The 24,697-nt window shown below is 72.3% G+C and carries 19 protein-coding genes and 1 tRNA gene; 1 reads left to right on the plus strand and 19 read right to left on the minus strand.

Features of this window, described 5'->3' with window-relative positions; all coding sequences use genetic code 11:
- Nucleotides 1-232: 232 nt before the first annotated feature.
- Nucleotides 233-1,519: a flavin-containing monooxygenase gene (locus ACH4N1_RS08745; RefSeq protein WP_398095591.1), complete on the plus strand. Its 1,287-nt coding sequence runs from the start codon at nt 233-235 to the stop codon at nt 1,517-1,519.
- A 264-nt stretch (nt 1,520-1,783) separates the two neighbouring features.
- On the opposite strand, the gene ACH4N1_RS08750 is transcribed toward ACH4N1_RS08745, so the two are convergent.
- From ACH4N1_RS08750 to ACH4N1_RS08840, 19 genes are all read right to left on the minus strand, one after another.
- Nucleotides 1,784-2,962 (minus strand): tryptophan dimethylallyltransferase family protein, encoded by a 1,179-nt coding sequence (locus ACH4N1_RS08750; protein ID WP_398095593.1) that lies wholly within the window; start codon nt 2,960-2,962, stop codon nt 1,784-1,786.
- Nucleotides 2,963-3,184: 222 nt separating this feature from the next.
- A complete protein-coding gene (locus ACH4N1_RS08755) occupies nt 3,185-4,528 on the minus strand; it encodes a cytochrome P450 (protein WP_398095594.1) in 1,344 nt (447 codons plus the stop codon).
- A gap of 8 nt (nt 4,529-4,536) precedes the next feature.
- On the minus strand, nt 4,537-5,130 hold the full coding sequence (locus ACH4N1_RS08760) for an ATP/GTP-binding protein (RefSeq protein ID WP_392248820.1): 594 nt from the start codon (nt 5,128-5,130) through the stop codon (nt 4,537-4,539).
- Nucleotides 5,105-5,482 (minus strand): DUF742 domain-containing protein, encoded by a 378-nt coding sequence (locus ACH4N1_RS08765; protein ID WP_398095595.1) that lies wholly within the window; start codon nt 5,480-5,482, stop codon nt 5,105-5,107. The genes ACH4N1_RS08760 and ACH4N1_RS08765 overlap by 26 nt, the downstream gene beginning before the upstream one ends.
- On the minus strand, nt 5,479-5,880 hold the full coding sequence (locus tag ACH4N1_RS08770; RefSeq protein WP_392248818.1) for a roadblock/LC7 domain-containing protein: 402 nt from the start codon (nt 5,878-5,880) through the stop codon (nt 5,479-5,481). The genes ACH4N1_RS08765 and ACH4N1_RS08770 overlap by 4 nt, the downstream gene beginning before the upstream one ends.
- A complete protein-coding gene (locus ACH4N1_RS08775; protein WP_398095968.1) occupies nt 5,877-7,055 on the minus strand; it encodes a sensor histidine kinase in 1,179 nt (392 codons plus the stop codon). Before ACH4N1_RS08775 ends, ACH4N1_RS08770 begins: the two co-directional genes overlap by 4 nt.
- 441 nt (nt 7,056-7,496) lie before the next feature.
- A tRNA-Leu gene (locus tag ACH4N1_RS08780) sits at nt 7,497-7,581 on the minus strand.
- A 283-nt stretch (nt 7,582-7,864) separates the two neighbouring features.
- Complete coding sequence (locus tag ACH4N1_RS08785) at nt 7,865-8,914, minus strand: sugar phosphate isomerase/epimerase family protein (protein WP_398095597.1); 1,050 nt, start codon at nt 8,912-8,914, stop codon at nt 7,865-7,867.
- A 60-nt stretch (nt 8,915-8,974) separates the two neighbouring features.
- Entirely contained in the window at nt 8,975-10,354 is a 1,380-nt protein-coding gene (locus tag ACH4N1_RS08790; RefSeq protein WP_398095598.1) for a nucleotide pyrophosphatase/phosphodiesterase family protein, read from the minus strand.
- Nucleotides 10,351-11,520, minus strand: a complete 1,170-nt coding sequence (gene eboE, locus ACH4N1_RS08795) for a metabolite traffic protein EboE (RefSeq protein ID WP_398095599.1) — start codon at nt 11,518-11,520, stop codon at nt 10,351-10,353. The genes ACH4N1_RS08790 and eboE overlap by 4 nt, the downstream gene beginning before the upstream one ends.
- 3 nt (nt 11,521-11,523) lie before the next feature.
- The gene (locus ACH4N1_RS08800; RefSeq protein WP_398095601.1) at nt 11,524-12,414 is read right to left on the minus strand and encodes a TatD family hydrolase; all 891 of its coding nucleotides are present in this window, start codon (nt 12,412-12,414) and stop codon (nt 11,524-11,526) included.
- Nucleotides 12,414-13,154 (minus strand): EboA domain-containing protein, encoded by a 741-nt coding sequence (locus tag ACH4N1_RS08805; RefSeq protein WP_398095602.1) that lies wholly within the window; start codon nt 13,152-13,154, stop codon nt 12,414-12,416. Before ACH4N1_RS08805 ends, ACH4N1_RS08800 begins: the two co-directional genes overlap by 1 nt.
- The gene (locus ACH4N1_RS08810; RefSeq protein WP_398095603.1) at nt 13,151-14,068 is read right to left on the minus strand and encodes a sugar phosphate isomerase/epimerase family protein; all 918 of its coding nucleotides are present in this window, start codon (nt 14,066-14,068) and stop codon (nt 13,151-13,153) included. The genes ACH4N1_RS08805 and ACH4N1_RS08810 overlap by 4 nt, the downstream gene beginning before the upstream one ends.
- A gap of 356 nt (nt 14,069-14,424) precedes the next feature.
- A complete protein-coding gene (locus tag ACH4N1_RS08815) occupies nt 14,425-15,741 on the minus strand; it encodes an SCO3242 family prenyltransferase (RefSeq protein ID WP_398095605.1) in 1,317 nt (438 codons plus the stop codon).
- Complete coding sequence (locus tag ACH4N1_RS08820) at nt 15,738-16,907, minus strand: inositol-3-phosphate synthase (RefSeq protein ID WP_398095607.1); 1,170 nt, start codon at nt 16,905-16,907, stop codon at nt 15,738-15,740. Before ACH4N1_RS08820 ends, ACH4N1_RS08815 begins: the two co-directional genes overlap by 4 nt.
- 292 nt (nt 16,908-17,199) lie before the next feature.
- On the minus strand, nt 17,200-20,925 hold the full coding sequence (locus tag ACH4N1_RS08825) for a ThuA domain-containing protein (RefSeq protein ID WP_398095608.1): 3,726 nt from the start codon (nt 20,923-20,925) through the stop codon (nt 17,200-17,202).
- A 354-nt stretch (nt 20,926-21,279) separates the two neighbouring features.
- Nucleotides 21,280-22,278, minus strand: coding sequence for a sugar phosphate isomerase/epimerase family protein (locus ACH4N1_RS08830; RefSeq protein WP_366061458.1), 999 nt, complete (start codon nt 22,276-22,278; stop codon nt 21,280-21,282).
- A gap of 13 nt (nt 22,279-22,291) precedes the next feature.
- Nucleotides 22,292-23,563 (minus strand): Gfo/Idh/MocA family protein, encoded by a 1,272-nt coding sequence (locus ACH4N1_RS08835; RefSeq protein WP_398095610.1) that lies wholly within the window; start codon nt 23,561-23,563, stop codon nt 22,292-22,294.
- A gap of 79 nt (nt 23,564-23,642) precedes the next feature.
- The gene (locus ACH4N1_RS08840; RefSeq protein ID WP_398095612.1) at nt 23,643-24,692 is read right to left on the minus strand and encodes a substrate-binding domain-containing protein; all 1,050 of its coding nucleotides are present in this window, start codon (nt 24,690-24,692) and stop codon (nt 23,643-23,645) included.
- Between the last annotated feature and the right edge of the window lie 5 nt (nt 24,693-24,697).

Genomic DNA, 24,697 nt, shown 5'->3' on the forward strand with positions numbered 1-24,697 from the left:
CCGAGCGGGTCACCGACGCGCTGCGGCCCGGCACGCCGACGGCCGGACCGGACGACGGACCGGACGACGGACCGGACGGACCGATGGACGCGGACACTCCCGACGGGCCGGTCGGGCCGGTGCCATGTCACACGGCGGACGTCTGTGATCTTTGTCGCTGGTTGGGCGGAGTGACCGATGGGCAGGCACTGCGGGTGTCCGTAGAGGTGGTGTCTTTCCTGTGGGGGAAACCGTGAGAGTGTGTGTGATCGGTGCGGGCCTGTCGGGGCTGGCCACGGCACGGGCCCTCAAGACGGCCGGTGTCGACTTCGTGTGCCTGGAGAGGTCGGCCGACGTGGGCGGCATCTGGCGCCGCCCCGGGGCCGGGGAGCGCGGACCGGGTTACCTGTCGCTGCACCTCAACACGACCAAGAAGCTGACCGGTTACGCCGACTACCCGATGCCGGCCTCCTACCCGGTCTATCCCCGGCACAGCCAGATGGCCGCCTACCTGCGGTCGTTCGCCGAGTGGGCCGGCGTCCTGGACCACGTCGAGCTGGAGACGGCCGTGGAGTCCGTGCGGCAGGAGGCCGACGGTTCCTGGACGGTCGCCGTCGTGGACGCCGCGGGCGTGCGCGGCACACGGAGCTTCACCCATGTCGTCGTCGCGTCGGGGCACAACACCGAGCCCCTGCTGCCCACTCCGCCGCCCGGAGCGGACACCTTCACCGGAACGATCCTGCACGCCCTGGACTACCGCGACGGCAGTGACTACGCGGGTCGGGAGGTGGTCGTCGTCGGGCTCGGCGCCTCGGCGGTGGACATCGCGGCGGACCTCTCCCGGTACGCGGCGACCACCCTGCTCTCGGTGCGCCGGGGCCTGCACATCCTGCCCAAGCAGTTGTACGGCACACCGCTCGACGAGGTGGCCGAGGCGCCGTGGTGGACGAGCATGTCGCTGGAGGAGCAGCGCGGTTTCATCGAGCAGGCCCTGCTCGTGGCCCGCGGCAGGCTCTCGGACTACGGCCTGCCCGAGCCGGACCATCCGCTGTTCGCCTCGGCCGTGACCATCTCGGACGAGATACTCACCCGCATCCGGCACGGCGGGGTCGTCCCCAAACCCGCCATCGCCTCCCTCGCCGGGGACCGGGTGGTCTTCACCGACGGGACGTCCGCGCGGGCCGACGCGATCGTGCACTGCACCGGCTACCGCATGGCGTTCCCGTTCCTGCCGCCCGGTTGCCCGATCGGACCGCGGGGCTCGGTCGAGTTGTACAAGCGGGTCGTCGCGCCCGGCCACGCCGGTCTGTACTTCGTCGGCCTGGTCCGGCCGCACGGCTCCATCACCCGGCTCGTGGAGGCGCAGTCGCGCTGGATCGCGCGGATCGTCACGGGAGAGGCGGTGCTGCCGGAGCCGGAGGTCATGCGCAAGGAGGTCGCCGACCACCTCAGCGGCATCGCGGGCCAGTACGGCCAGGCGGAGGGCGCCTCGATCCAGGTGAACGTGGTGCCGTATCTCCAGGAGCTGCAAGCGGTGTGACGGACCGTCGGTGAGAGGTCGGCAAGCGGCGGGGGCTCCCCCGCGGGCCGGCCCCTTCGCCGTGCTTCGCCGCACTTCGCCGTGCCACGGCCCTCAGCTCGCGCGTTCCGCCGCCGCGCCACGGGGCCCGGTCACGTCGCCCCGTCACGTCACGTCACGTCGCCGTGGCTGCGGGGCGCGGCGGTGGGGCGCGGCGGTGGGAGGGGAGCGGTCCGGCGTCATCGGCGTACGGCTCCCCGGGAAGTGTCCCCCGGTACCCGCCGGTTACCGCACGGTCGCGGGCTCGGCGGGCAGCAGACCGACGGGCGGGCGCACCGCGTACGCCTCCGAGGAGAGGTACGTCGTGACCCGGGGCGGCTGCCCCTGCTGGTGGGCGAGCGCCAGGTAGGCGACGAGTCCCACCCCCTCCTCCGGGCCGCGGTCGGTGAGCGCGGACACGGCCGCCGACAGCGGGGCGGGGTCCTGCCCGTAGCGGCCGAGCAGGACGGTGGCGCGGGTGAGAGCCTCGCCGTCGTGCGGCGCGTAGTCCCGGACCGGGACGTAGAGGGTGAAGCCGCTGGGCAGGCCGGAGGCGCTCTCGGTGAAGGCGTGGCAGGACTGCACGGGGCGCCGCACCGCCGGAGCCGGGGCCAGGGCCGTCTCCGAGCCGCCGCCGTCCGCCTCGTCCTGGCCCGCCGCGATGCGGAAGAACTCCTCGTTCTGCTCGGCCCTCTCGGCCTCCGCGGCCCGGGGAAGGCCGCCGGTGCGGGACAGTGCGCCGGCCTCCGCGGCCGACAGGTCCTGGTGGGCGAGGTAGACCTTCACCCTGGGTTCCGCCCAGTCGCCCAGATCCAGGGCGAAGAACAGGTGGCGGTCGTGCGGCGGCAGCGCCGCGAACGCGTCGTGGTGGCCGAGCCGCCGCAGCGCCTCGCGCACCGTCGCGGCGGCGTGCCCGCGGCCGTTGGCCGCGGGGTTGAGGTAGACCTTGACCTTGGGGACGCCGCCGGGGCGCAGTTCGAGCGCGCACCACAGGGCGAACGGGCCCTCGGGCGACGGCGGCAGGAACAGGTCCTCGAGTTCGTCGAGCCGGTCGGTGGCGAAGCCCCAGCGCGCCGCTGTCTCGCGGACGGCCCGCAGCCCGAGACGTCCGTTCTGCGCCAGGTCGCCGACCGCGCAGCCCGGCTCCAGCAGCACCCGGAGTGTGGGCGCCGCGCCCGGCACGAAGGAGAGCGAGAACTCCACCGGGGTGTGGTCGTCGGAGAGGAACGTCGGGTTCGGGGGCGGCAGGTCCAGCGGCCGTGCGGCGGCCGCGCCCAGCATGGCGGTGAGGGTACGCGCGTAGACCTCGGCGTCATGGGCGGTGAGTCCCACGACCTCGCACAGGCGCAGCAGTTGGCGGGTGGTGTGGCCGCCGAGCGTGTCGGTGCCGGTGAGTCCCGGCGCGTCGGGCCGGGTGGCGGTCACCGGCCCTCCTGCCACGAGCCGGAGCCGACATGAAGATACCCGCCGGTGGGGGCGGGTATCTCGAGGCTCAACACCGCGGGGTGTTGGTGGGGAACGGTGTTGGTGGATATGTGGTCCACGTCAACTCCTCGGGCTGGTGGGACATGCGCATTACCGCATGGCTCACTACCCCTGAGGTTGAACCGTCATACAAGAGTGAAGACTTGGTCGGTGTTGTGTGAATCACCTCGTCAGCCAGTTGAGGAACTGGCTCCACACTCCCGCGCGTTCGGACCGGGCGCCCGGCTGGGGCTGCTGCGGACGGGCGGGGGCCTCGGTGTGCGCCGGGGCGGCCGGCTTGCGCGCGGCCACCGGGGTGAACCGTGCGGGCAGCGCGACGAGTCCCCGGTTGAAGGGGCCGGGGCGCCAGGTCAGGCTCTCCTCGGGGACGGCGAGTTCGACGTCGGGGAGCCGGTTGAGGAGGTTCTCCAGCGCCGTCACGGTGATCTGCCGGGCGGGGTCCTTGGACGGGCAGGCGTGCGGGCCGGCGCTCCATGCCAGGTGGGCGCGGTTGCTGCCCGCCTGGCGGGCGGCCGTCAGCGCGGGGCCGGTGTTGGCGGCGGCGAAGCTGACCAGGACCAGGTCGCCCGCCTGGAACTTCTGACCGGCGAACTCCATATCGGCGGCCGGGTAGTGCGGGGCGAGGTTCTGCATGGGCGGGTTCTCCCACAGCGTGTCGTCGATCGCCTCGTCGATCAGACCGCCCTGGTTGGCGTACGCGTCGTGGGTCAGCAGCCGGTGCAGGGTGTTGCCGATCAGGTTGCGCAGCGGCTCGTTGCCCCCGACCAGCAGGAGAGCCAGCTGGTGGACCATCTCCTCGTCGGTGAGGGCGGCCTGGTGCTCCATGAGCCAGGAGGTGACGTCGTCACCGGGCTTGACCCGCTTGAGCGCGACGAGTTCGCCCACGGCGCCGAACAGCACACCCATCGCGCGCTCGGCGTTGACGCCGTCGAACATGCCGCTGATGCCGTAGACGACGCGGTCGCCGATGTCCGGCGGGCAGCCGAAGAGTTCGTTGAACACGAACAGCGGGAGCTGCTTGGCGTAGTCGCCGAGCAGGTCCGCCGAGCCACGGGAACCGAACTGGGAGATCAGGTAGTTGGAGACCTGCTCGGTGGTGTGGCTCAGCTTGCGCGTGTCGACGCGGGCCATGCTGTCCGTCACGGCCTGGCGCAGCCTGAGGTGTTCGGCGCCGTCGCTGAACATGCAGTTGGGCCGGTAGGCCAGCACGGGCGCGACCGGGCTGTCGGGCGAGATCTTGCCCTCGTTGAAGTGCCGCCAGCGCCGCGCGTCCTTGCGGAACGAGCCCGAGTCCTGAAGAAGTTGCAGGGCGGTGGCGTAGTCCGTGACGAGGGTGGCCTCGACGCCGGGGGCGAGTTCGACCGGGGCGGTCGGCCCGTAGTGACGCAGGTAGCTGTAGTAGGCCTGCGGGTCAGCGGCGAACTCCGGTCCGTGGAGCGGCACTCGGGCGCCGCTGTGGTGCGCCGGGCACCCGGGCGGGGGCACGGGAGCGGTGGGTTGGTCCATTGATGCTCCTAGTGGGCACGGTCCTGCAAGTGGCGGACGAGAGTGATGAGCGCTTCGGCCGACGACCGCTCGTCCCGCGCGTCGCAGGTGACGACGGGGGTGTCGTCGAGCAGGTCCAGCGCGTCGCGCAGGGCGGTCTCGTCCCGCAGGGGGGAGCCGTCGAAGTGGTTGACGGCGATGGCGTAGTCCAGCCCGTACTGCTCGATCAGGTCGATCACGGCGAACGAGTCCGCGAGCCGTTCGGGGTCGACCAGGACGAGGGCGCCGAGCGCGCCGCGGGCCATGTCCTCCCACATCTGCACGAAACGCTGCTGTCCGGGCGTCCCGAACAGGTAGAGCACGACCCGGTCGCTGATGGTGAGGCGACCGAAGTCCATGGCGACCGTGGTGGTGACCTTGCCCTGGACCCCCTTGAGGTCGTCGACGGACTCGGCGGCCCGCGTCATCGTCTCCTCGGTGGACAGCGGGGTGATCTCGGAGATCGCCCCGATGAACGTGGTCTTGCCCACCGCGAAGTGGCCGACGACGAGGATCTTCACCGCCGTCTGCGACGCGCCCTCACGGACGTACGCCTGCTCATCCAAACTTGGCCCTGAGACCATTCAGCACCTCCTCCAGGATCTCCCGGTCGGCGAGGGGTGCCCGCTGCACGGGCGGGCGGGTGATGAGGTAGCCGCCCTCGGTGAGGGCGGCGAGGAGGATCTTCACCACACCGAGGGGCAGTTGGGTGTGCCCGGCGATCTCGGCGACCGACAGGTAGCCCGCCGAGCACAGCTCGAGCAGGCTCTGCTCCTCCGGGGACAGCCGGGTCGGCCGCTGCTGGTGGTCGGCCGCCGCCGTCACCAGGGTGATGAGGGAGAGCTGCTCCTCGTCGGGCAGTCCACGTCCCTTGGTGATGACGTACGGACGCACTAACTCCGCTGTCTGGGGCTCCAGTTCGTCGAAGCCGGTCATGACCGTGCGCCGAGGTTCTCGCGCGGCGGTGTCGTCAGCGCCTTGCCGAGCTGGCCGACGAGCTGCTGCATCCGGAAGGTGATGTCCGCCATGTCGACCTCGGGCGAGGCGGAGACGCCGAGGTAGGCGCCCTCTCCGGCGGAGATCAGGAAGACCCAGCCGCCGTCGAACTCGACCAGTGTCTGCCGCCACCGCTGCTGGGCGTCCTCGCAGAAGAAGGCCAGGGAGCGGCTGAGTGACTGCACACCGCTCATGGCGGCGGCCACCCGGTCCGCGTCGTCCTTTCCGAAGTCCTGCGTCCGGGCCATCAGCAGGCCGTCGGCGGATATCAGGACGGCGTGCAGGGCCCCGGGTATCTCCAGGGCGCTGTCAAGCATCCATGACAGATCGTCGTTCACGAGAACTCATGCCCTTCGCTGCTTGCGCCACGTGTGCTGCTGGACTGTTCCGCGGGGTCCGCAGGGGTGGCCCGCCGGCCGGACTGGGTACCGCGCTGGAAGGCGCCCATGATCGCCGCCGTCTCCGCGCCCGAGCGGGAGGGGGCGGCGGCGGCCGGTGCGCTGCCGGGCACGATGGCCATCGGCCGCTTGCGGCGCCGCTTGGGCAGGCCGTCGACGGTGGTGCTCGGGGCCGGCGCGACCTCGGGGCCGCCACGGGTGGGTGCGGCCACGGCGACGGGCGGGACGACCGGCGCCGGTTCCTTCTGCTCGGGTGCGTTGGTGAGCAGGTCGTGCGGCAGGAGCAGGACCGCGCGGACGCCGCCGTAGGGCGAGCTGGAGTCCACCGAGACCTCGAAGCCGAAACGCTCGGCGAGGACGCCGATCACCGCGAATCCGAACTGCGGCGGGTTGCCGAGCCCGGAGACGCCCGAGACGCGGTCGCTGGAGAGGAGTTTCTCCGCGCGGGCCCGCTCTTCGTCGTTCATGCCGACACCGGCGTCGTCCACGACGATGCAAATGCCCTTGGGCACGGTGCGAATGTTGATTTCGACGACGGTGTCCGGGCTGGAATAGCTGGTCGCGTTGTCGAGGAGTTCGGCGAGGGCCAGTGCGACCGGTTCCACGGCGCGGCTGGTGATGCCGAAATCGACCTGCGAGAGAATTTCCACCCGCCGGTAGTGGCGGATCCTGCCCTGGGCGCTGCGGACCACGTCGTAGACCGACGCCACTTCACGCTGACGTCCCAGCCAGCCGTCGCAGAGGACGGCGATGGACTGGGCCCGGCGGCCGAACTGGGAGTTCGTGTGGTCGATCTCCAGAAGGTCCTGGAGGATGACCGACTCGCCGTACTTGCTCTGGAGCCGGGAGACGATCAACTGCTGTTCCGCGGCGAGGCCCTGAAGGGTCCGCATGGCGGACTTCAGGACTGTTTTCGTTGCCTCTTCGGCTCTTTCCTGCGCCGCCTCGACGGATTTCGCGTACCCGTTCTCCAGCTCAGTGTGCTGAGCCCTGAGATCTGCGAACTCCTGCCTTAACGTCCGCGCCGCCCTCCGTTGACGAACGATGAGGGCGACGGCGACGAGCACGGCGACGAGGAGAGCCCAGAGTATCGGGTTCTGTATGTAATCAGTCATAAGACTCTCTTCAAGGCGACTGACGGCCAGTTGCTGCATTCCCGTCAATGCGGGTGGACCGGCGGGACCGCCCGCATCGGGACCACCGCCCGGACTGTCCCCGTAGTCGGGGATGTCGTCCTTCACCCATCCGCCCGCTCTACAAGCGCCGTGATCGTATCACCACGCGAAGCGGTCACAGACCGCCAACATGGGCGGTCCGGATGAACATTGACGGACCGTCAGCGAACGGGAGCCGAGCCGCTCTCGACACAACCGATAAACGGGCTTCCGCGGCATTCGGGGGCAATCGAGGTGTTGGGAGGGTTTCCCCGGGAGTGGACACATCCGAATACGAGAAAACCCGCCTCCGGGAACCCCGGGGCGGGTGACTTCTGTGCACATACTCTTCGCCACCCTCCCCTCACCGAGTGGAGCGCACTCGATACGGAGGGTGATACGTGTCCGAGGGGGGACTTGAACCCCCACGCCCGATAAAGGGCACTAGCACCTCAAGCTAGCGCGTCTGCCATTCCGCCACCCGGACCAGGTGTCTGTCACTGCGGCTGTTCCCCGCGGCGACATGGACAACAATACCAAGCTTTCGGAGTGCGTCTCACCCGAGTATTCGCTGGCCGGGGGCCTGCGGACGTCCTGGTGACGCACGCTCCGCAGCGTCACGGAGCGTACCCGCGTGCTCACGAGTGCTCACGGGCGCTCGCGGGGCGCCCCGGCCTACGGCGTCGACGGCGCGTTCGCCGGCACGGTCGTCCGTGGGGCGGCCCTCCCCGGTCCGGACCGGGGAGGGCCGCCCCACGCGTGCGGGAACGTCAGCACTTCTCGCGCAGCGAGTGCAGGTGTTCGCTCGAACGCCGGGCGAAGGTGAGGGAACCGGCCGGGTTGTCGTGTTCCGCCTGCCAGTGGTGGGCGAGCCGCTCGCCCCGCAGCCGGGTCACGGCGGAGATGAACCGCTGGTAGTCGATGTCGCCGTCGCCCACGTCGGTCATGCGGTAGCCGTAGGTGTTCGCCGGGTCGCTCACCCCGTCCTTGACGTGGAAGAGCGGGTAGCGGTGCGGCTGCCTGAGGACGTAGTCGAGCGGTTCGAACGGTGCGGGCGTGCCGTCGGGCCGCTCGGAGAAGCGGAACTGGCCCGAGTAGGCCCAGAAGATGTCCATCTCCAGGAACACCAGGTCGGGGTCGGTCTCGGCGAGCAGGACGTCATAGAGGCGGACCTCGGGGTCGTCGGTGGCGAAGGAGAACTCCTCGGAGTGGTTGTGCTGGTAGAACTTCATGCCCCGGGCCCTGGCCGCGGCGCCGTAGGTGTTGAAGTCCTCGGCCGCGCGCTTCCACGCGTCGACGGTGGAGCCGTAGCGGAACGGACCGGAGGCGGTGCCGATGTGCCTGAGGCCGAGGGCCTGGGCGTCGTCGAGGACCTTGGTGAGGTTCTGGGCGAAGGTGTAGGCGTTCGGGTCGTCGGAGTGGTAGCCGACGTGGCTGCCGATGGGCGTCAGGCCGTGGTCGCGGGCCAGCCGCCTGAGCTGCTTCAGGGTGATGGGGCCGGCGGAACCCTGCGTGTATCCGGCGAACTCCACCTCGTCGTAGCCGTACTTCTCCAGTTCGGCGAAGACGGGCGCGAAGCCGAGCGTGGAGACCTTGTCGCGGAGGCTGTAGAGCTGGATGCCGAGCCGGCCGGGAGGCAGGACCGGCCGGCCGTGGCCGCCGGTCGTCGTGCCGGTCGTCGTCGCGGCCGCGGGGGCGGCGGTCGCGGGGGCGGCGGCGCCCAGCAGGGCGGCGGCGGTGGCGCCCGCGGCCACGCCGAGCATGCCTCGTCTGGTGAGGCGGTGGGTGAGTTCGGGGTCGGGCTGGGAGATGCGGCTCATGCCTGGAACTCCTCGTGGTCGGAGGCCGTTGTCAGTGGTGAGTGCTCCACTTGTGACCGGTCAGGAGAGACCGGCCAGGTGCAGCAGCAGGGACTTCACATCGGTGGCCGCGACCCGGTCACCGACAGCGCGGGGGGTGGAGCAGATGAGAAGCGGACCGTCGTCGTCGCTCGCCGGAAGACGGCCGTGGCTGCCCCGGACAGGTGACGGATCGAGGGGCACGACCGCCATGCGGTAGCGCATGCCGAGCTTCTTGCGCGCCAGGGCGGTGGCGGCCTTGACCTTCACATAGGGGTCGAGCGGGTCCATGAACAGCTCGACCGGGTCGTAGCCGGGTTTGCGATGGATCTCGACGAGCTGCGCGAAGTCGGGTGCGCGGGCGTCGTCGAGCCAGTAGTAGTACGTGAACCAGGCGTCCGGCTCCGCGACGGCGACCAGCTCGCCGGAGCGCGGATGGTCGAGGTGATGCGCCTTCTTGCCCTCGTCGTCGAGGAGTTCGCCGACGCCGGGCAGAGCGGCGAGTACGGCCCGGGTGGCGTCCAGGTCCTCGGGACGGCGCACGTAGACGTGGGCGAGCTGGTGGTCGGCGACCGCGAAGGCGCGGGAGGCCATCGGGTCGAGGTACTCCATGCCGTCCTGGGTGTGGACCTCGAGGAGGCCGGCGCGGCGCAGGGCGCGGTTGATGTCCACGGGCCGGTTCACGCGGGTGATGCCGTACTCGGACAGGGCGACGACGGTACGGCCCTCGGCGCGGGCGTCGTCGAGGAGCGGGGCCACGGCGGCGTCGAGGTCGGCGGCCGCCTTCAGGGAGCGCGGGTCGTCGGGGCCGAAGCGCTGGAGGTCGTAGTCGAGGTGGGGGAGGTAGCACAGGGTCAGGTCGGGCCGGCGGGTGCGCAGGATGTGGCGGGTGGCGTCGATGATCCACTGGCTGGAGACCAGGTCGGCGCCGGGGCCCCAGAAGTGGAACAGGGGGAATGTGCCGAACTTCTCGGTCAGTTCGTCGTGCAGGGCGGGCGGCCGGGTGTAGCAGTCGGGTTCCTTGCGGCCGTCGGCGTAGTAGACGGGGCGGGGGGTGACGGTGATGTCGGTGTCGGCGCCCATGGCGTACCACCAGCAGATGTTGGCGACCGTGTAGCCGGGGTGGGCCCGGCGGGCGGCGTCCCACAGCTTGTCGCCGGTGACGAGTCCGTTGTGCTGGCGCCACAGCAGGACGTCGCCGAGTTCGCGGAAGTACCAGCCGTTGCCGACGATGCCGTGTTCCGACGGGAGGGTGCCGGTGAGGAAGGTGGACTGGGCGGCGCAGGTGACGGCGGGCAGGACGGTGCCGAGGGGGGCCAGGGAGCCCCTCTGCGCCAGGGACTTGAGGTGGGGCATGTGGTCGAGGAGACGGGGGGTGAGACCGACGACGTCGAGGACGAGGAGGGGGGTGGGGTCGGTCATGGAAGCTCCTTCAGGCCGAGGTCCGTCAGCAGGTCGCGGGCCAGGGTGAGTTCGGCGGCGATGCCGTCGGCGAGCCGGGTGCGGTCGCGGGGGCGCAGCTCGGGCGGGAGGGCCTGCCAGGTGTAGGTCTCGACCTCGAGGTGGCGGGTGAGGGGGTGCGGGCCGCCGACGAGCCGGGTCAGGACGGATTTCAGGACGGGCAGCGTGGAGGTGAGGGGCGCGGCGGGGGCCGCGTGCAGCGGGACGTGGAAGTGGGAGCGCCAGGGAGCCGCGTCGGGCAGGGCGTCGCCGGCCAGGGCCTCGTCGAGGTCGTCGGTGCCGCGCAGGCCGGCGGGGGTGGAGGTGCGGGTCTGGTGCAGGAAGCGGGGTTCGGCGAAGGCGGCCAAGGCCTTGCGGACCTCGGGGAGGTGGGGCTGTTCGGCGTGCAGGGCGGCGGAGAGCTGGGACTTGACCACGGGCACGCCGGCCCGGGTGAGGTCGTCCAGGGCGGTGTGCGGGTCTTCGAAGGAGGTGGCGAGGTGGCAGGTGTCGACGCAGATGCCGACGCGGTCGTGGGCGATCGCGGTGAGCGGGGCGATGGCGTCGCGGGTGGTCTCGACGACGCAGCCGGGTTCCGGTTCCAGGGCGACCCGGATGGAGCGTCCGGTCAGCTCCTCGAGGGCGTCGAGGCGTTCGGCGAGGGTGCGCAGGGCGGTGCGGGCCGTCTCCGCCCGCTGCTCGTCGCAGGCGGTGCGCCAGGCCAGTGGCAGGGTGGAGATGCTGCCGTCGGTGACGTCGTCGGGGAGGAGTCCGGCGAGGACGCGGGCCAGGGAGGTGGTGTGTTCCAGGCGCTCGGGGTCGGCCCAGTCGGGTCTGTAGACCCGGTACTTGACCTCTTGCGCGCCGAAGCCCTCGTAGGGGAAGCCGTTGAGGGTGACGACCTCCAGGCCGCGCCGGTCGAGTTCGCAGCGCAGTCCGCGCAGGGCGGCGGGGTCGGTGACGAGGGCGTGCGCGGCGTCCTTGGCGAGCCACAGGCCGATGCCGAGCCTGTCCCGGCCGAGGCGGCGGCGGACCGGTTCGCAGTGGTCGCGGAGCTGGGCGAGGACGCCGTCCAGGGTTTCGGCGGGGTGCACGTTGGTGCAGTAGGCGAGGTGGACGGTGGTGCCGTCGGGGTGGCGGAAGCGCATGGCTCACGCCTCCGTGGCGGGGGCGCCGGCCGACCGGGGCTCGTCCTTCGGGGCGCCGCGCAGGACGGAGTTGCCCTCGTGGGTGGCGCCGGTGGCGTCGACGTCGAGGTTCAGGCGGCCGCTGAGCCCGTAGAAGGCGACGGGGTTGCGCCACAGGACCAGGTCGACGTCGTCCTCGGTGAAGCCCTCGGCGAGCATCAGGTCGGCGACCTTGCGGGTCTTGAGGGGGTCGCTCCTCCCCCAGTCGGCGGCGGAGTTCACCAGGACCTGCTCGGGACCGTGGGCGCGCAGGATCGCGACCATCCGTTCCTCGTCCATCTTGGTGTCCGGGTAGACGGAGAAGCCGAGCCAGGCGCCGCTGTCCTTGGCCTCCTTGACGGTGGTCTCGTTGAGGTGGTCGACCAGGACCCGGTCGGTGGGCAGGGCGGACTCCCGGACGACGTCCAGGGTGCGGCGCAGTCCCGCGAGCTTGTCGCGGTGCGGAGTGTGCACCAGCGCGGGCAGTCCGTGGTCGGCGGCGAGCTGGAGCTGGGCGGCGAGGGCGGTGTCCTCGGCGGGGGTCATGGAGTCGTAGCCGATCTCGCCGACGGCCACCACGTTGTCCTTGACGAGATACCGGGGCAGCGCGTCGAGGACGGGCGTGCAGCGCGGGTCGTTGGCCTCCTTGGGGTTGAGGGCGAGGGTGCAGTGGTGGGCGATGCCGTACTGGGCGGCGCGGAAGGGTTCCCAGCCGAGGAGGGCGTCGAAGTGGTCGAGGAAGGAGGCCGGGGAGGTGCGGGGCTGGCCGAGCCAGAAGGAGGGCTCGACGACGGCGCGGACGCCCGCGGCGTACATGGCCTCGTAGTCGTCGGTGGTGCGCGACGTCATGTGGATGTGGGGGTCGAAGATGCGCATCAGGACTCCTTGCCGTGGGGGTCGTCCGTGCCGTGCGGCGGAGTGGCGGGGGCGGACTCGGCCAGGGCCAGGACGCGGTGCAGGTCCTCGGGGACGGGGCGGCCGGCGGCGGTGCGTTCCGCGGCGTGGTCGCCGAGCATGCGGGCGAGTTCGTCGTCGCCCCGGGCGCGTCGGTCCAGGTCCGCCACGTGGTCGAGGCCGATGCCGGTGAACAGGCACTTCAGGACCGCGTGCCGCCAGGCGTGGGCGCCGAGGTGGCGGGCGGCGTAGGGGCCGAGGGCGGCGGCGACGAGCCGGGTGTCGTTGGTGCGCAGGGCGTCCTCGACGAGCGGGAGGGCGGCGGGGCCGTCGGGCACGAGGTGCGGCAGGGCGTGGAGGACGGCGCGGCGTTCGTCGGCGGTGCCCTGGAGGTAGACCCGGCTCAGCGCGTCGGCGTCGGCGTGGGCCGCGTGCAGGATGAGGACGCGGGCGGCGTCGGCGTGGGCGGGGCCGCAGCGGCGGCCGGCCTCGGCCAGGCGCAGCTCCCACACGGAGATGGGCCCGTGGGTGCCGGGGTGGGCGGCGGCCTCGTCCAGGGCCTGGTGGAGCCAGGCGCGGGCGGCTGCGCCCAGCCGGTCGTCGAGGCGGCGGCGCAGTTCGGCGGGCGGGGTGAGGGCGGGGGTGGTGCCGTCGCCGGGGGTCGCCGGTCCGCCGGTGGTGTCTGCCTCCGGGGTGGCCGGTGCGGCATGCGGGCGGGTCATGGGGTTCTGCTCCCTTCGGGGGTGGCGGAGGGATCACCGTGCGGTGGGACGGGGACGGAAGGGGTGGCGTGGCGGAGGAACGGGAGGGAGCGGGCGGCGAAGTGGGGGCCCGCGTGGGAGTGGCGGGGCAGTTCGACGACCGTCAGGCCCTGGTAGCCGGTGGCGGCGAGGGCCGCGAGGACGGGCGGGAAGTCGATCTCGCCGTCGCCGAGGGGGAGGTGTTCGTGGACGCCTCGGCGCATGTCCTCGATCTGGACGTGGCGCAGCCAGGGGGCGGCCTCGCGTACGCAGTCGGCGGGCGGACGGGGCTCGAGGCACTGGCAGTGGCCGAGGTCCAGGGTGAGGCCGAAGGGCTCGGGGTCGCCGAGCGTGCGGCGCAGGTGGTGGAAGTCGGCGAGGGTGGCGAGGAGGTGGCCGGGTTCGGGTTCGACGGCGAGGGGGACGCCGGCGCCGGCGGCGGCGTCCAGGACGGGGGTGAGGGTCTCGGCGAGGCGTTTCCAGGCGGTGTCCTCGTCGGTGCCGGCGGGGACGGTGCCGCTGAAGCAGTGCACGGCGTGCGCGCCGAGGTCGGCGGCGACGCGGACCGCCCGCAGGAGGAGGTCGACGCGGCGGGCGCGGTCGTCCGGGTCGGCGTCCAGCAGCGAGGGGCCGTGCTTGCGGCGGGGGTCGAGCACGTAGCGGGCACCGGTCTCCACGGTCACACCGAGACCGAGCCCGTCCAGCCGGTGCGCCACCCGGCGGGTGCGGGCGGCGAGGTCCGGGGCGAGCGGGTCGAGGTGCATGTGGTCGAGGGTCAGGCCCACGCCGTCGTAGCCGAGGTCGGCGAGGAGGGCGAGGGCGTCGTCGAGGCGGAGGTCGGCGAGGCCGTTGGTGCCGTAGCCGAAGCGGAGGGAGGTGCCGGCGCGCCGGTTCACGTCCCGGGCCCCGTCCGCGCGTGCGGATCGGCTCGTGTCCCGGGCCGTGTCCCCGCCCGGGCCGTGACCGCCACCGCTCCCCTCCCGGCCCACGTGCCGGACCGCGCGACCCGTCACGTCCTGACCCCCCTCCACGGCCGGGACACGGGCGTCCCCGACCGCCTCCCGGTTCACGTACCGGCCCGGACGGCCGCTCCCCTCCCGGCTCGTGTCCCCGCCAGGGCCCCGACCGTCCCCGGCCGCCTCCCGGCTTGCGTACCGGGCCGGGCCGCCGCCCGCGTCCCGGCTCGCCCCCGGGGCCGGGACGCGGCCGTCCCCGGTGACGTCCTGGCTCGCGCCCTGGTTCGGGTTCCGGCTCACGTGATGCTCACCTTCCTCATGCCGGTCCTCCTCGCGAACATCCGGCCGGCCGGGGCGAGGGCAGCGACCAGGAGGGACGTGGCGGTCGCGCCGGAACGGGCGGCGAGTGCGGCTTGGAGCGGGATCGTGGCGCGGATGCCGCCGCCGACGGCGCGCTGGGTGAGCGGGGGTGAGGGGTTGAGCGTGGCGTGGAAGTAGGGCCGGGCGGCCGTGACGGCGTAGGCGGCGCCCAGGGCGGTGGCCAGTGCCGTGGCAGGCAACGTTTGCCCGTGAAGGAACGGCGGCCGGTGCGTGCTCTCGGCGTGCCGGCCGGAGGCCCTCGTACTGGACGTGCTCGGGTCTTCGGCCGGTGCGGCGAGAGTGCGTGCCGGGCGTCGCGACGGGGCGAACGTTGCCTGTCGCGGCACTAGGACGCCGGTGGCCCGGGGCGTGCCCTCGGCCGGGCCGGAGCCCGGCAGGCCGGGGGCGGCTGCTGCCCGTCGGCCTGCCGGGAGTCGGGTGCGGCGGTGGGTGACCAGCCGGGTCAGCGCCCCCGTCGTCGCGAGGGCCGCCAGCGGGGCCAGGGCCGAGCCGCCGGTGGTCTCCCGGCGGGACACGGCCGTGACCGCGAGGGTGTGGCTGCCGAGCAGCGCGGCGGAGGGCAGGGCGGCGCGGGTGCCGCCGCCGGTGGCCGCGGCGCCCAGGAGCAGGTCGAGTCCGCGGGCGGCGGCCATGGCCGCGGGACCGGCGGGCGTGTGCTTCAGGGCGAGGTCGTAGGCCCAGACGGTCGCCGCCAGGGACGCGGCCACCGCGAGGGCGGGCCGTCCCGCGCCGGCGGCGAGCGCCAGCCCGGCGCCGGTGAGGGCACCGGCGGCGGTGAGCGCGGCGGCCGGGCGGATGCGGCCGGACGGCAGCGGGCGGTGCGGGCGCTCCACGGCGTCCTCGGCGCGGTCCGCCCAGTCGTTCAGGGCCATGCCGGCCTCGTACAGGCACACGGAGGAGCCGATCGCGAGCAGGGTCCGCGGCCCGGGGCGCGCACCGGCCGCCGCCGCGCCGGCCAGGGCGTCGCCGGGGACGGTGAAGAGGGCGGGCAGCCGGAGCAGTTCGGCCCAGGCGCCCGCGCGGCCCGCGTACGGGCGCGGGTTGCGGGAGGCGGCCTCGTCCCCGGGAACCGTCCCGCCCGTCGCCGCGCCCATCAGGGCGGACCCGGCGACGGTGAACAGCACGGGCAGCCGCAGCGGTCCGGCCCACCTGCCCGCGCAGGTCGGGCCAGCTGTCGCCGTCGGCCCGGTCGGCGCGGGTGTGGCCTTCGCCGAGGCGGTCGTGCGGCTCACCGCCGGGCCTCGCGGTCGTCGGCGCCGTCCCGCAGCCGCTCGGCGAAACGCCTCAGCTTCGTGTACTGCTCGGCCAGGGACGCGGGGCCGTCGCCGACCGGGTCCTTGAAGTAGAAGCCCAGTTCGCCCAGGGGGCCGGTCAGGCCGTTCTGCCGGGCGCGGGCGGTCAGCCGGGCCAGGTCCAGGACGAGCGGGGCCGCGAGGGCCGAGTCGCAGCCCTGCCAGGTGGTCTGGAGGACCATGCGGGTGCCGAGGAAACCGTCGAAGGCGATGTGGTCCCAGGCGGTCTTCCAGTCGCCGAGGGCGGGCACGTCGTCGATGTGCACCTGGCCCTCGGGGGTGGTGCCGAGGGTGTCGGCGAGGACGCGTTCCTTGCCGGCGTTCTTGGCGGCGGCGGCCGCCGGGTCGGCCAGGGCGGCTCCGTCGCCACCGCCCAGGAGGTTGGTGCCGGACCAGGCCCGCACGGCGAGGGCCCGCTGCGCGAACATCGGCCCGAGGACGGACCGCAGCAGTGTCTGCCCGGTCTTGCCGTCGCGGCCGGCGTACGGCAGGCCCGAGGCGGCGGCGAGCGGAGCCAGCGCCGGGTGGTGCAGGCCCGTGGAGGGGGTGAAGTTGACGTAGGGGCAGCTGGCACGCAGGGCGGCCGCCGCGTAGAGGGAGCTGGGCGGCAGGGTGCCGTCGGTGGGGGCCGGCTCGGTGGAGGCGACGTTGATCACGACGGCGCCCGCGAGGTCCCGGCGGCGCACGAAGTCGCGGATGTCGGCCGCGAACACGTCGATCCACCGGTCCCGGGTGCGGCCGGTGTCGCCGGGCGGCGGGCCGCCGGGCCTGATGTCCCGGTCGGCGGCGACGAGTTCGGCGTGCACGGCGGACGGCAGGCCGTGCGGCAGGACGCCGCCGTCGGCGAGATGCTCGGCGCGCTTGGGCAGCGGGCAGTCGTCGGTGTCGTGACCGCCGAAGACGAGGGACGACAGCGGCGGCAGACCGCAGGAGGTGAAGCCGGGCGTCTCGGTGACCATGCCGGTCGGCGGGTGGAGTCCGGCGGCGACGGCGGCGCAGCCCGCGATCGCGGTCGTGGCGACGGATCCTCGTGCGCCGATGAACCAGACGCCGAAGCGGGGGGCCGGGGTGGGGGTGGGGGTGGGGAGGGACGGTTCGGCGGACATGGGCAGCCTCCTTGTCGTACGCGAACCTGGTGCGAGCGCCGGAGGGGGACGAGCGGGGTGCCGGGCGCGGGGCCCGGCGGGACGGCGGGCGGAGGTCCGGCGTCCTCCGCCCGCCGCCGTTCCGGTCGCCCCAGGGCCTCTCGTTCGGGTCAGGCCGGGCTCGCGGGCCCTGGCACCGCCCCTCGCCGCGTTGTCGTCGGTCGCCAGGGCTCCGCCCCGACTCCCTCCTCCGCCTTGCGAGACACGGCACCGGGCCCCGCTCCCTGATCCGGCCCGACCCGAACGAAAGACCCTAGGAGCGCAGTTCCTTCAGCTGGATGTCGCGGAAGGAGACCTGGTCGCCGGCGCCGTGGTTCTGCAGGCCGATGTAGCCGTCGGTCAGGCTCCGCTCGGGGTCCTTGTTGGTGAAGTCGTTGATCTTGACTCCGTTGAGGAACACCTGGAGGCGTTCGCCCTGGACCTTGATCTCGTAGGAGTTCCACTGGCCGGGCGGGCGCAGGACCTGGTCACGGGCCTTGATGTTCGCCGACTTGAACGAGTAGACGGAGCCCGTGGTGCGGTCGGCCGCGTCCGTGGCGTCGATCTGGATCTCGTAGCCCTTGTTCACCGCGGACCAGGGGTCGTCGGAGGCCGGGAAGCCCACGAAGATCCCGGAGTTGTCGTCGCCCCGCATCTTCCAGTCGAGCTTGAGCGAGTACGACTTCAGCTCCTTGGCCTGGTACCAGAGCAGTCCCATGCCGCCCTCGGACTGCAGGGTGCCGTCCTTGACGTCGAACTTTCCGGGGCCGGCCTGCTTCCAGCCGTCCAGGGTCCGGCCGTTGAAGATCTGCCGGTAGCCCTTGTCCGGCTTGCAGTCCGCCTTCACCTGGCCGGTGGCGTACTGGAGGCCGCCGAGCAGGTGGGCCCGGAAGGCCTCGTCGGCGTACGACTCCTTGGTGTGGCCGCCGCCGGTGTAGAAGGACCGGCCGCCGCCGTAGCTCTGGCACCAGGCGATCGGGTGGTCGCCCTTCATGGTGCCGCCGCTGTAGGTCGTCTCGTCGAGGGTGGCGAGGACCTTGGCCTGCTCGCGCGGGTTGGTGCGGTAGTTGTACCACTCGTCGGTGCGCTCCCAGGTGTCGCCCAGGTGCGCGGTGGCGGGGTGGTCGTGGTCGTGGACGCGCACGGTGGCCTTCTGGACGGCCGGGTGCGAGTCGAAGTAGGCGCCGACGAGGCCGCCGTAGAACTCCCAGTCGTACTCGGTGTCGGCGGCGGCGTGGATGCCCAGGTAGCCGCCGCCGTTCCTGACGTAGTCCTCGAACGCTTTCTGCTGTTCGGCGTCGAGGACGTCACCGGTGGTGGACAGGAAGGCCACCGCGTCGTACTTGGCGAGGTTGGCGGTGGTGAACTGCCGGGCCTCCTCGGTCGCCGTGACCGAGATGCCGGCCGGGGCGCCCAGTTCCTTCAGCGCGGCGACGCCCTCCGGGATGGAGTCGTGCCGGAAGCCGGCCGTCTTCGAGAAGACCAGGACCTTCTTGCCGGCCGTGAACGGCTCGGTGGAGAACTCGAAGTCGTCGATGTCGTACAGCGCGCCCTCGCCGCCCCGGAAGACCAGGTAGATCTCCGTCGTCTTCTTCGGCAATGACCGCAGCGGCACGTCGACGTCCTGGAAGGTCTCCCAGCCGCCGGTCGGCGGGATGTACGCCGAGCCGTGGAGGGTGCCGGTGGGCGAGCCGGTGCGCAGTTCGATGAAGCCGCCCGCGCCGCCGGAGGAGGCCCGTACGGTCATCTTCTTCTGTCCGTCGAACTTGTAGGGGCTGAAGGAGATCCAGTCGCCGTCGTCGATGTCGCCGACGGTCCTGCCGCCGTTGGCGCCGGTCTTGTCGATCACCGACACGCCCTGCTGGGCGCCGAAGTGCTCGGCCTGGCGGTGCAGCGGCTGGAGCACGGTGCGGGCGGTGCCGGTCAGCGCCTCCTGGCCGTTCGCCCCGCCGTCGGTGTAACTGGCGCCGACGACACCGTAGACGTTGGCGTTGGGGTCGTGACCGCCGTCCCCGGCAGGCGGCTGGAGGGTGCCCTCGCAGCCCGTCTCACTGGTCAGTTCGTGGGCGTGGGAGTCGTGGCCGAGGCTGTAGGCGACCTTGACCCTGGAGCAGTCGATCCGCTCCTCGGGGTCGGTGACGGTCACCTTGAACGGCACGGGCTCGCCGAAGGCGGCCAGGCTGCCGTTGCCCGGAACGGTGATCTTCACCGTGGGTTCGGTGTTGCCGACCACGATCCGGACACTGGCGTTGCCGGTGTTGCCCTCGGGGTCCTTCGCGGTGAAGGTCGCGGTGTAGGTGCCGGCCTTCTTGTATCGGTGGGTGGGGGTGAGGCCCTCGCCCGTGGTGCCGTCGCCGAAGTCCCAGCCGTACGTGAGGTCCGGGGAGTCGGCGTCCTTGGCGCTGCCGGTGAACTCGACCCGCAGCCCGGCCGCGCCGGACGTCTTGTCCGCGTCGGCCTCGGCGATCGGGGAGAAGCCGTCCTCGGCGTTCTCGATGCGGTACAGCGCGGAGTCCTTGTCACCCTGGAACCAGGACAGGCCGTAGTCGAGGACGTAGAGCGCGCCGTCGGGGCCGAACTCCATGTCCATGATCTGGGTGCCGGTCCACGGGAAGTCGTTGATCTTCGCGACCGTGCCGTCGGGTCCGTCCTCGGTCTGCTCGATCCGCTTGATCCAGCGGCGGCCGAACTCGCCGGCGAAGAAGTCGCCGTCGTACGCCTCGGGGAACTTCACCGAGGAGTCGAGGTCGGGGTCGTAGCGGTAGACCGGGCCGCCCATCGGGGACTCTGAGCCGTTGCCGAACTCGGGTACGGAGCCGCCGTCGTAGGGGATCCAGGCGGCCTGCGCGGGCGGCAGGTCGACGAGGCCGGTGTTGTGCGGGGAGGTGTTCTCCGGGGCGGCGCAGTCGAACTTCTCGCCGGAGGCGCCGGTGGCGAAGTCGTAGTCGTTGTAGGCGTCGTTGTCGCCGGTGCAGAACGGCCAGCCGAAGTTGGCGGGCTTGGTGACCTTGGCGAACTCGACCTGTCCCGCCGGGCCCCGGTTCGGGTCGGCGGCGCCGGCGTCGGGGCCGTAGTCACCCACGTAGATGATGCCGGTCTTCTTGTCGATGTTCATCCGGAACGGATTGCGGAAGCCCATCGCGTAGATCTCGGGGCGGGTCTTCTCGGTGCCGGGGGCGAAGAGGTTGCCCTCCGGGACGGTGTACGAGCCGTCCTCGGCGACCTTGATGCGGAGGATCTTGCCGCGCAGGTCGTCGGTGTTGCCGGCGCTGCGGCGGGCGTCGAAGGCCGGGTTGCGGTTCGCCCGCTCGTCGATCGGCGTGAAGCCGTCGGAGGAGAAGGGGTTGGTGTCGTCGCCGGTGGACAGGTAGAGGTTGCCCTCGGCGTCGAAGGCGATGTCGCCGCCGACGTGGCAGCAGGTGCCGCGGGAGGCCGCGACGTCCAGGACCTTCTTCTCGCTGGCCGGGTCCAGTGTGCCGTTGGGGTTGAGGACGAACCGGGAGAGGCGGTTGACGCCGTCGAACTTCTTGAAGTCCTCGGCGGTGCCGGTCTCCGGGGCGTCGCCCGCGGGGGTGTCGAGGGGCGGGGCGTAGTAGAGGTAGATCGCCCGGTTGTTCTCGAAGTCCGGGTCGATGCCGACGCCCTGCAGGCCCTCCTCGTCGTGGCTGTAGACGTCGAGCTTGCCGGCGACCTTGGTGACGCCGCCCTGGTCGGTGAGGCGCAGCGTGCCGTCGCGCGAGGTGTGCAGGACGCTGCGGTCCGGGAGCACGGCGAGCGACATCGGCTCGCCCGTCTCGGGCTCGCCCTTGGCGAGCGGCACCTGCTGGAACTGCCCCTCGGCGGCTGCCGGTCCGTCGTGCTCCGGGTGGCCGGGGTGGGCGCCGGCGACGGTCGCCGGGGCGCCCACGGCCAGCAGCAGGCCGGTGAACAGGGCGAGACCGGTACGAAGTCCTGAACGACGCCTCGTGGTGTGGGTGGATGTGAGTCTGCTTCTGTGCACGAAGTCCCTCCGGGAACGGGGTGGGGCCGTACGGAACAGGTGCGAGGAGGTGTGGTGCGTGCGGTGCGTGCGGGTGCCGGGGTGCGCCGTCACCCCGGAGGCGTGGGTGTCCTGAACACATCAGGGACGGCAACCGCGTTCTTCCGGAGCTCTTCCGGAGCTCTTCCGGAGCTCTTCCGGAGCTCTTCCGGAGCTCTTCCGGAGCTCTTCCGGAGCTCTTCCGGAGCGAAGACCCCTTGGGCCGGGACCGGTCGGTCTTTTCCCCGGCCCGGGACAGGGCGGCATTCGGGCAGGCCGGGTCCGGGGACCGACGGATGTGCCGGTCTCCGTGCCCGACCTGCCGTCGGGCGCGGCTCAGCTGTTGAACGCGGCGTCGAAGGACGCGCTGGGCGGCTCGAAGTCGTAGGCCTTGAGGTGCTTCAGCGCCTCGGGGGCGCCCTGGAGCCGGTCCATGCCGGCGTCCTCCCACTCCACGGAGACCGGGCCGCGGTAGTCGATCGAGCGCAGCATCCGGAAGACGTCCTCCCAGGGGACGTCGCCGTGGCCGGCGGAGACGAAGTCCCAGCCGCGGCGCGGGTCGCCCCAGGGCAGGTGGGAGCCGAGGCGGCCGTTGCGGCCGTCGAGGCGTCTGCGAGCCTCCTTGCAGTCCACGTGGTAGATCCGGTCGCGGAAGTCCCACAGGAAGCCGACCGGGTCGAGGTCCTGCCACACGAAGTGGCTGGGGTCGAAGTTGAGGCCGAAGGCCGGCCGGCGGCCGACCGCGTCCAGCGTGCGTACGGTCGTCCAGTAGTCGTAGGCGATCTCGCTCGGGTGGACCTCGTGCGCGAACCGCACGCCCTCCGCGTCGAAGACGTCGAGGATGGGGTTCCAGCGCTCGGCGAAGTCCTCGTAACCGCGCTCGATCATGGTGTCGGGGGCGGGCGGGAACATGGCCACCAGGTGCCAGATGGCGGAGCCGGTGAAGCCGACGACGGTGTCGACGCCGAACGCGGCCGCCGCGCGGGCGGTGTCGGCGATCTCGGCGGCGGCCCGCCGCCGGACGCCCTCCGGTTCGCCGTCCCCCCAGATCCGGGCGGGCAGGATGGCCCGGTGGCGTTCGTCGATGATGGCGTCGCAGACGGCCTGGCCCACGAGGTGGTTGGAGACGGCCCAGCAGCGCAGGCCGTACTTGTCGAGCAGGGCCCGCCGGGAGTCCAGGTACGCCGGGTCGGCGAGGGCCTTGTCGACCTCGAAGTGGTCTCCCCAGCAGGCGAGTTCGAGGCCGTCGTAGCCGAAGTCGCGGGCCAGCCGGCAGACCTCCTCCAGGGGGAGGTCCGCCCACTGGCCGGTGAAGAGTGTGAACCTGCGCGGCATGCTGGAAGCCTCCTCAGTCGGCGATCGGGGTGTAGACGGAGTTCTTCTCGGCGCTCTCCTCGACCGCCGCGAGGACGCGCTGGACCTGGAGGCCGTCGGCGAAGGAGGGCTGCGGCCTGCTGCCGCCGGCGATCGCGTGGACGAGGTCGCGGGCCTGGTGGACGAAGGTGTGCTCGTAGCCGAGGCCGTGGCCCGGCGGCCACCAGCCTTCCAGGTAGGGGTGGTCGGGCTCGGTGACGAGGATGCGGCGGAAGCCGGCGTGGCTGCCGGGCTCGGTGGCGTCGTGGAACCACAGCTCGTTGAGCCGCTCCAGGTCGAAGGCCAACGAGCCGAGTTCACCGTTGAGTTCGAGGCGCAGGGCGTTCTTGCGGCCGGTGGCGTAGCGGGTCGCCTCGAAGGAGGCGAGGGCACCGGAGGCGAAGCGGCCGGTGAACACGGCGGCGTCGTCGACGGTGACCGTCCCGGTGGCAGTACCAGGATCGGTACCAGTACCAGTACCGGGACCGGTTGTGGTGCCAGTACCGCTGGCGGTGCCGCCCCCGGCGGCCAGGCCCTCGGTCGGTCCGCCGGGCAGCGGCCGCCGCCGTACGAACGTCTCGGTGAGCGCGGAGACCCCGGCCAGCCGCTCCCCCACGAGGTGCTGTGCGAGATCGACGATGTGCGCGCCGAGGTCGCCGAGGGAACCGGATCCCGCCCGTTCCCGGCGCAGTCGCCACGTGAGCGGGAACTGCGGGTCGTTGAGCCAGTCCTGGAGATACGACACCCGGACGTGCCGCAGGCGGCCGAGCCGTCCCTCGGCGACCATGCGCCGGGCCAGCGCGGTGGCGGGGACGCGACGGTAGTTGAAGCCGACCATCGACAGCCGGCCCCGTTCCGCGAACGCGGTCTCGGCGGCGCGCGCCATGGCCTCGGCCTCCTCGACCGTGTTGGCGAGGGGCTTCTCGCACAGGACGTGCTTGCCGGCGGCCAGCGCGGCGAGCGCGATCTCGGCATGACTGTCGCCGGGGGTGCAGATGTCGACGAGGTCCACGTCGTCGCGGGCGACCAGCGCCCGCCAGTCGGTCTCGGTCGTCGCCCACCCGTGCCGGTCGGCCGCCGCGCGGACGGCCGCGGCGTCACGGCCGCAGAGCGCGGTGAGCACCGGGCGCAGGGGCAGGTCGAAGACGCGGCCCGCGGTGCGCCAGCCCTGGGAGTGGGCGGCGCCCATGAAGGCGTAGCCGACCATGCCGACGCGCAGCGGCGGCTTCCCCGTACGGGCCCCGTCGGACGCTTGCGGCTGTGCCATTCGGATGTCCTCCTCGTCGTCGTGGCGGGCGGGGACGGGCCCCACCCGTGGGCTGGTCAGGCCCGTGGGGCGGGGCTCCTCACCGGAAGCCGGTGGACATGTACCGGTCCACGTTCTCCTTGTCGACGACGGCCGAGTAGCAGGTCACCGACGAAGGGATCTCGAACTCCGCGAGGCCGCCGACGCCCTTGCCCTGGCCGAGGGCACGGGCGAGGTCGATGGCGGAGGCGGCCATGGTCGGCGGGTACAGGACGGTGGCCTTGAGGACGCCGTTGTCCTGTTTGATCGCCTGGAACGCGGAGAGGGCGCCCGCCCCGCCGACCATCATGAAGTCGTCGCGCCCGGCCTGCTCGACGGCGCGCAGCGCGCCCACGCCCTGGTCGTCGTCGTGGTTCCACAGCGCGTCGAACTCCGACTGCGCCTGGAGGAGCTGGGCCATCTTCGCCTGCCCCGACTCGACGGTGAAGTCGGCTGCCTGGCGGGCCACCTTCTTGATGTTGGGGTAGTTCTTCAGGGCGTCGTCGAAGCCCTGGGTGCGCTGCTTGGTGAGTTCCAGGTTGTCCAGGCCGGCCAGTTCGACGACGCGGGCGCCGACCTTGCCCTTGAGTTTCTCGCCGATGTAGTGGCCGGCGTTCAGGCCCATGCCGTAGTTGTCGCCGCCGACCCAGCACCGGTACGCCTGGGGGGTGTTGAAGATCCGGTCGAGGTTGACGACGGGGATGCCGGCGCGCATCGCCTTCAGGCCGACCTGGGTCAGGGCCTTGCCGTCGGCGGGCAGGATCACCAGGACGTCGACCTTCTTGTTGATGAGGGTCTCGATCTGGCCGATCTGCTGGGCGGTGTCGTTGGAGCCCTCGGTGATCTCCAGGGTGACGTCGGAGTACTTCCCGGCCCGGCTCTTGGCGTTGTCGTTGATGGCGTTGAGCCAGCCGTGGTCGGCCTGCGGTCCGGCGAAGCCGATGGTGACCTGTTTGCCGGGCTTGTCGTCCGCGGCCGGCCGGGTGTCGGCGGCGGGTTCCTCGTCCTTGGGGTCGTTGCTCGTGCAGCCGGTCAGGAGGGCACCGGCCGAGGCGGCGGCGGTCCCGAGGAGCAGGCCTCGGCGACTGGTGAGGCGGCTCGGAAATCTCATCGGCT

The organism is Streptomyces sp. NPDC017202 (assembly GCF_044331705.1).
In the GTDB taxonomy this organism is placed as follows: domain Bacteria; phylum Actinomycetota; class Actinomycetes; order Streptomycetales; family Streptomycetaceae; genus Streptomyces.

What these genes read in the sequence shown, in the direction of transcription:
- ACH4N1_RS08755 (WP_398095594.1), bottom strand. Translation starts at nt 4,528, where the DNA reads ATGGACCAACCCACCGCTCCCGTGCCCCCGCCCGGGTGCCCGGCGCAC.
- ACH4N1_RS08760 (WP_392248820.1), bottom strand. Translation starts at nt 5,130, where the DNA reads ATGGTCTCAGGGCCAAGTTTGGATGAGCAGGCGTACGTCCGTGAGGGC.
- ACH4N1_RS08765 (WP_398095595.1), bottom strand. Translation starts at nt 5,482, where the DNA reads ATGACCGGCTTCGACGAACTGGAGCCCCAGACAGCGGAGTTAGTGCGT.
- ACH4N1_RS08775 (WP_398095968.1), bottom strand. Translation starts at nt 7,055, where the DNA reads ATGACTGATTACATACAGAACCCGATACTCTGGGCTCTCCTCGTCGCC.
- ACH4N1_RS08785 (WP_398095597.1), bottom strand. Translation starts at nt 8,914, where the DNA reads ATGAGCCGCATCTCCCAGCCCGACCCCGAACTCACCCACCGCCTCACC.
- ACH4N1_RS08790 (WP_398095598.1), bottom strand. Translation starts at nt 10,354, where the DNA reads ATGACCGACCCCACCCCCCTCCTCGTCCTCGACGTCGTCGGTCTCACC.
- eboE (WP_398095599.1), bottom strand. Translation starts at nt 11,520, where the DNA reads ATGCGCTTCCGCCACCCCGACGGCACCACCGTCCACCTCGCCTACTGC.
- ACH4N1_RS08800 (WP_398095601.1), bottom strand. Translation starts at nt 12,414, where the DNA reads ATGCGCATCTTCGACCCCCACATCCACATGACGTCGCGCACCACCGAC.
- ACH4N1_RS08805 (WP_398095602.1), bottom strand. Translation starts at nt 13,154, where the DNA reads ATGACCCGCCCGCATGCCGCACCGGCCACCCCGGAGGCAGACACCACC.
- ACH4N1_RS08820 (WP_398095607.1), bottom strand. Translation starts at nt 16,907, where the DNA reads ATGTCCGCCGAACCGTCCCTCCCCACCCCCACCCCCACCCCGGCCCCC.
- ACH4N1_RS08830 (WP_366061458.1), bottom strand. Translation starts at nt 22,278, where the DNA reads ATGCCGCGCAGGTTCACACTCTTCACCGGCCAGTGGGCGGACCTCCCC.
- ACH4N1_RS08835 (WP_398095610.1), bottom strand. Translation starts at nt 23,563, where the DNA reads ATGGCACAGCCGCAAGCGTCCGACGGGGCCCGTACGGGGAAGCCGCCG.
- ACH4N1_RS08840 (WP_398095612.1), bottom strand. Translation starts at nt 24,692, where the DNA reads ATGAGATTTCCGAGCCGCCTCACCAGTCGCCGAGGCCTGCTCCTCGGG.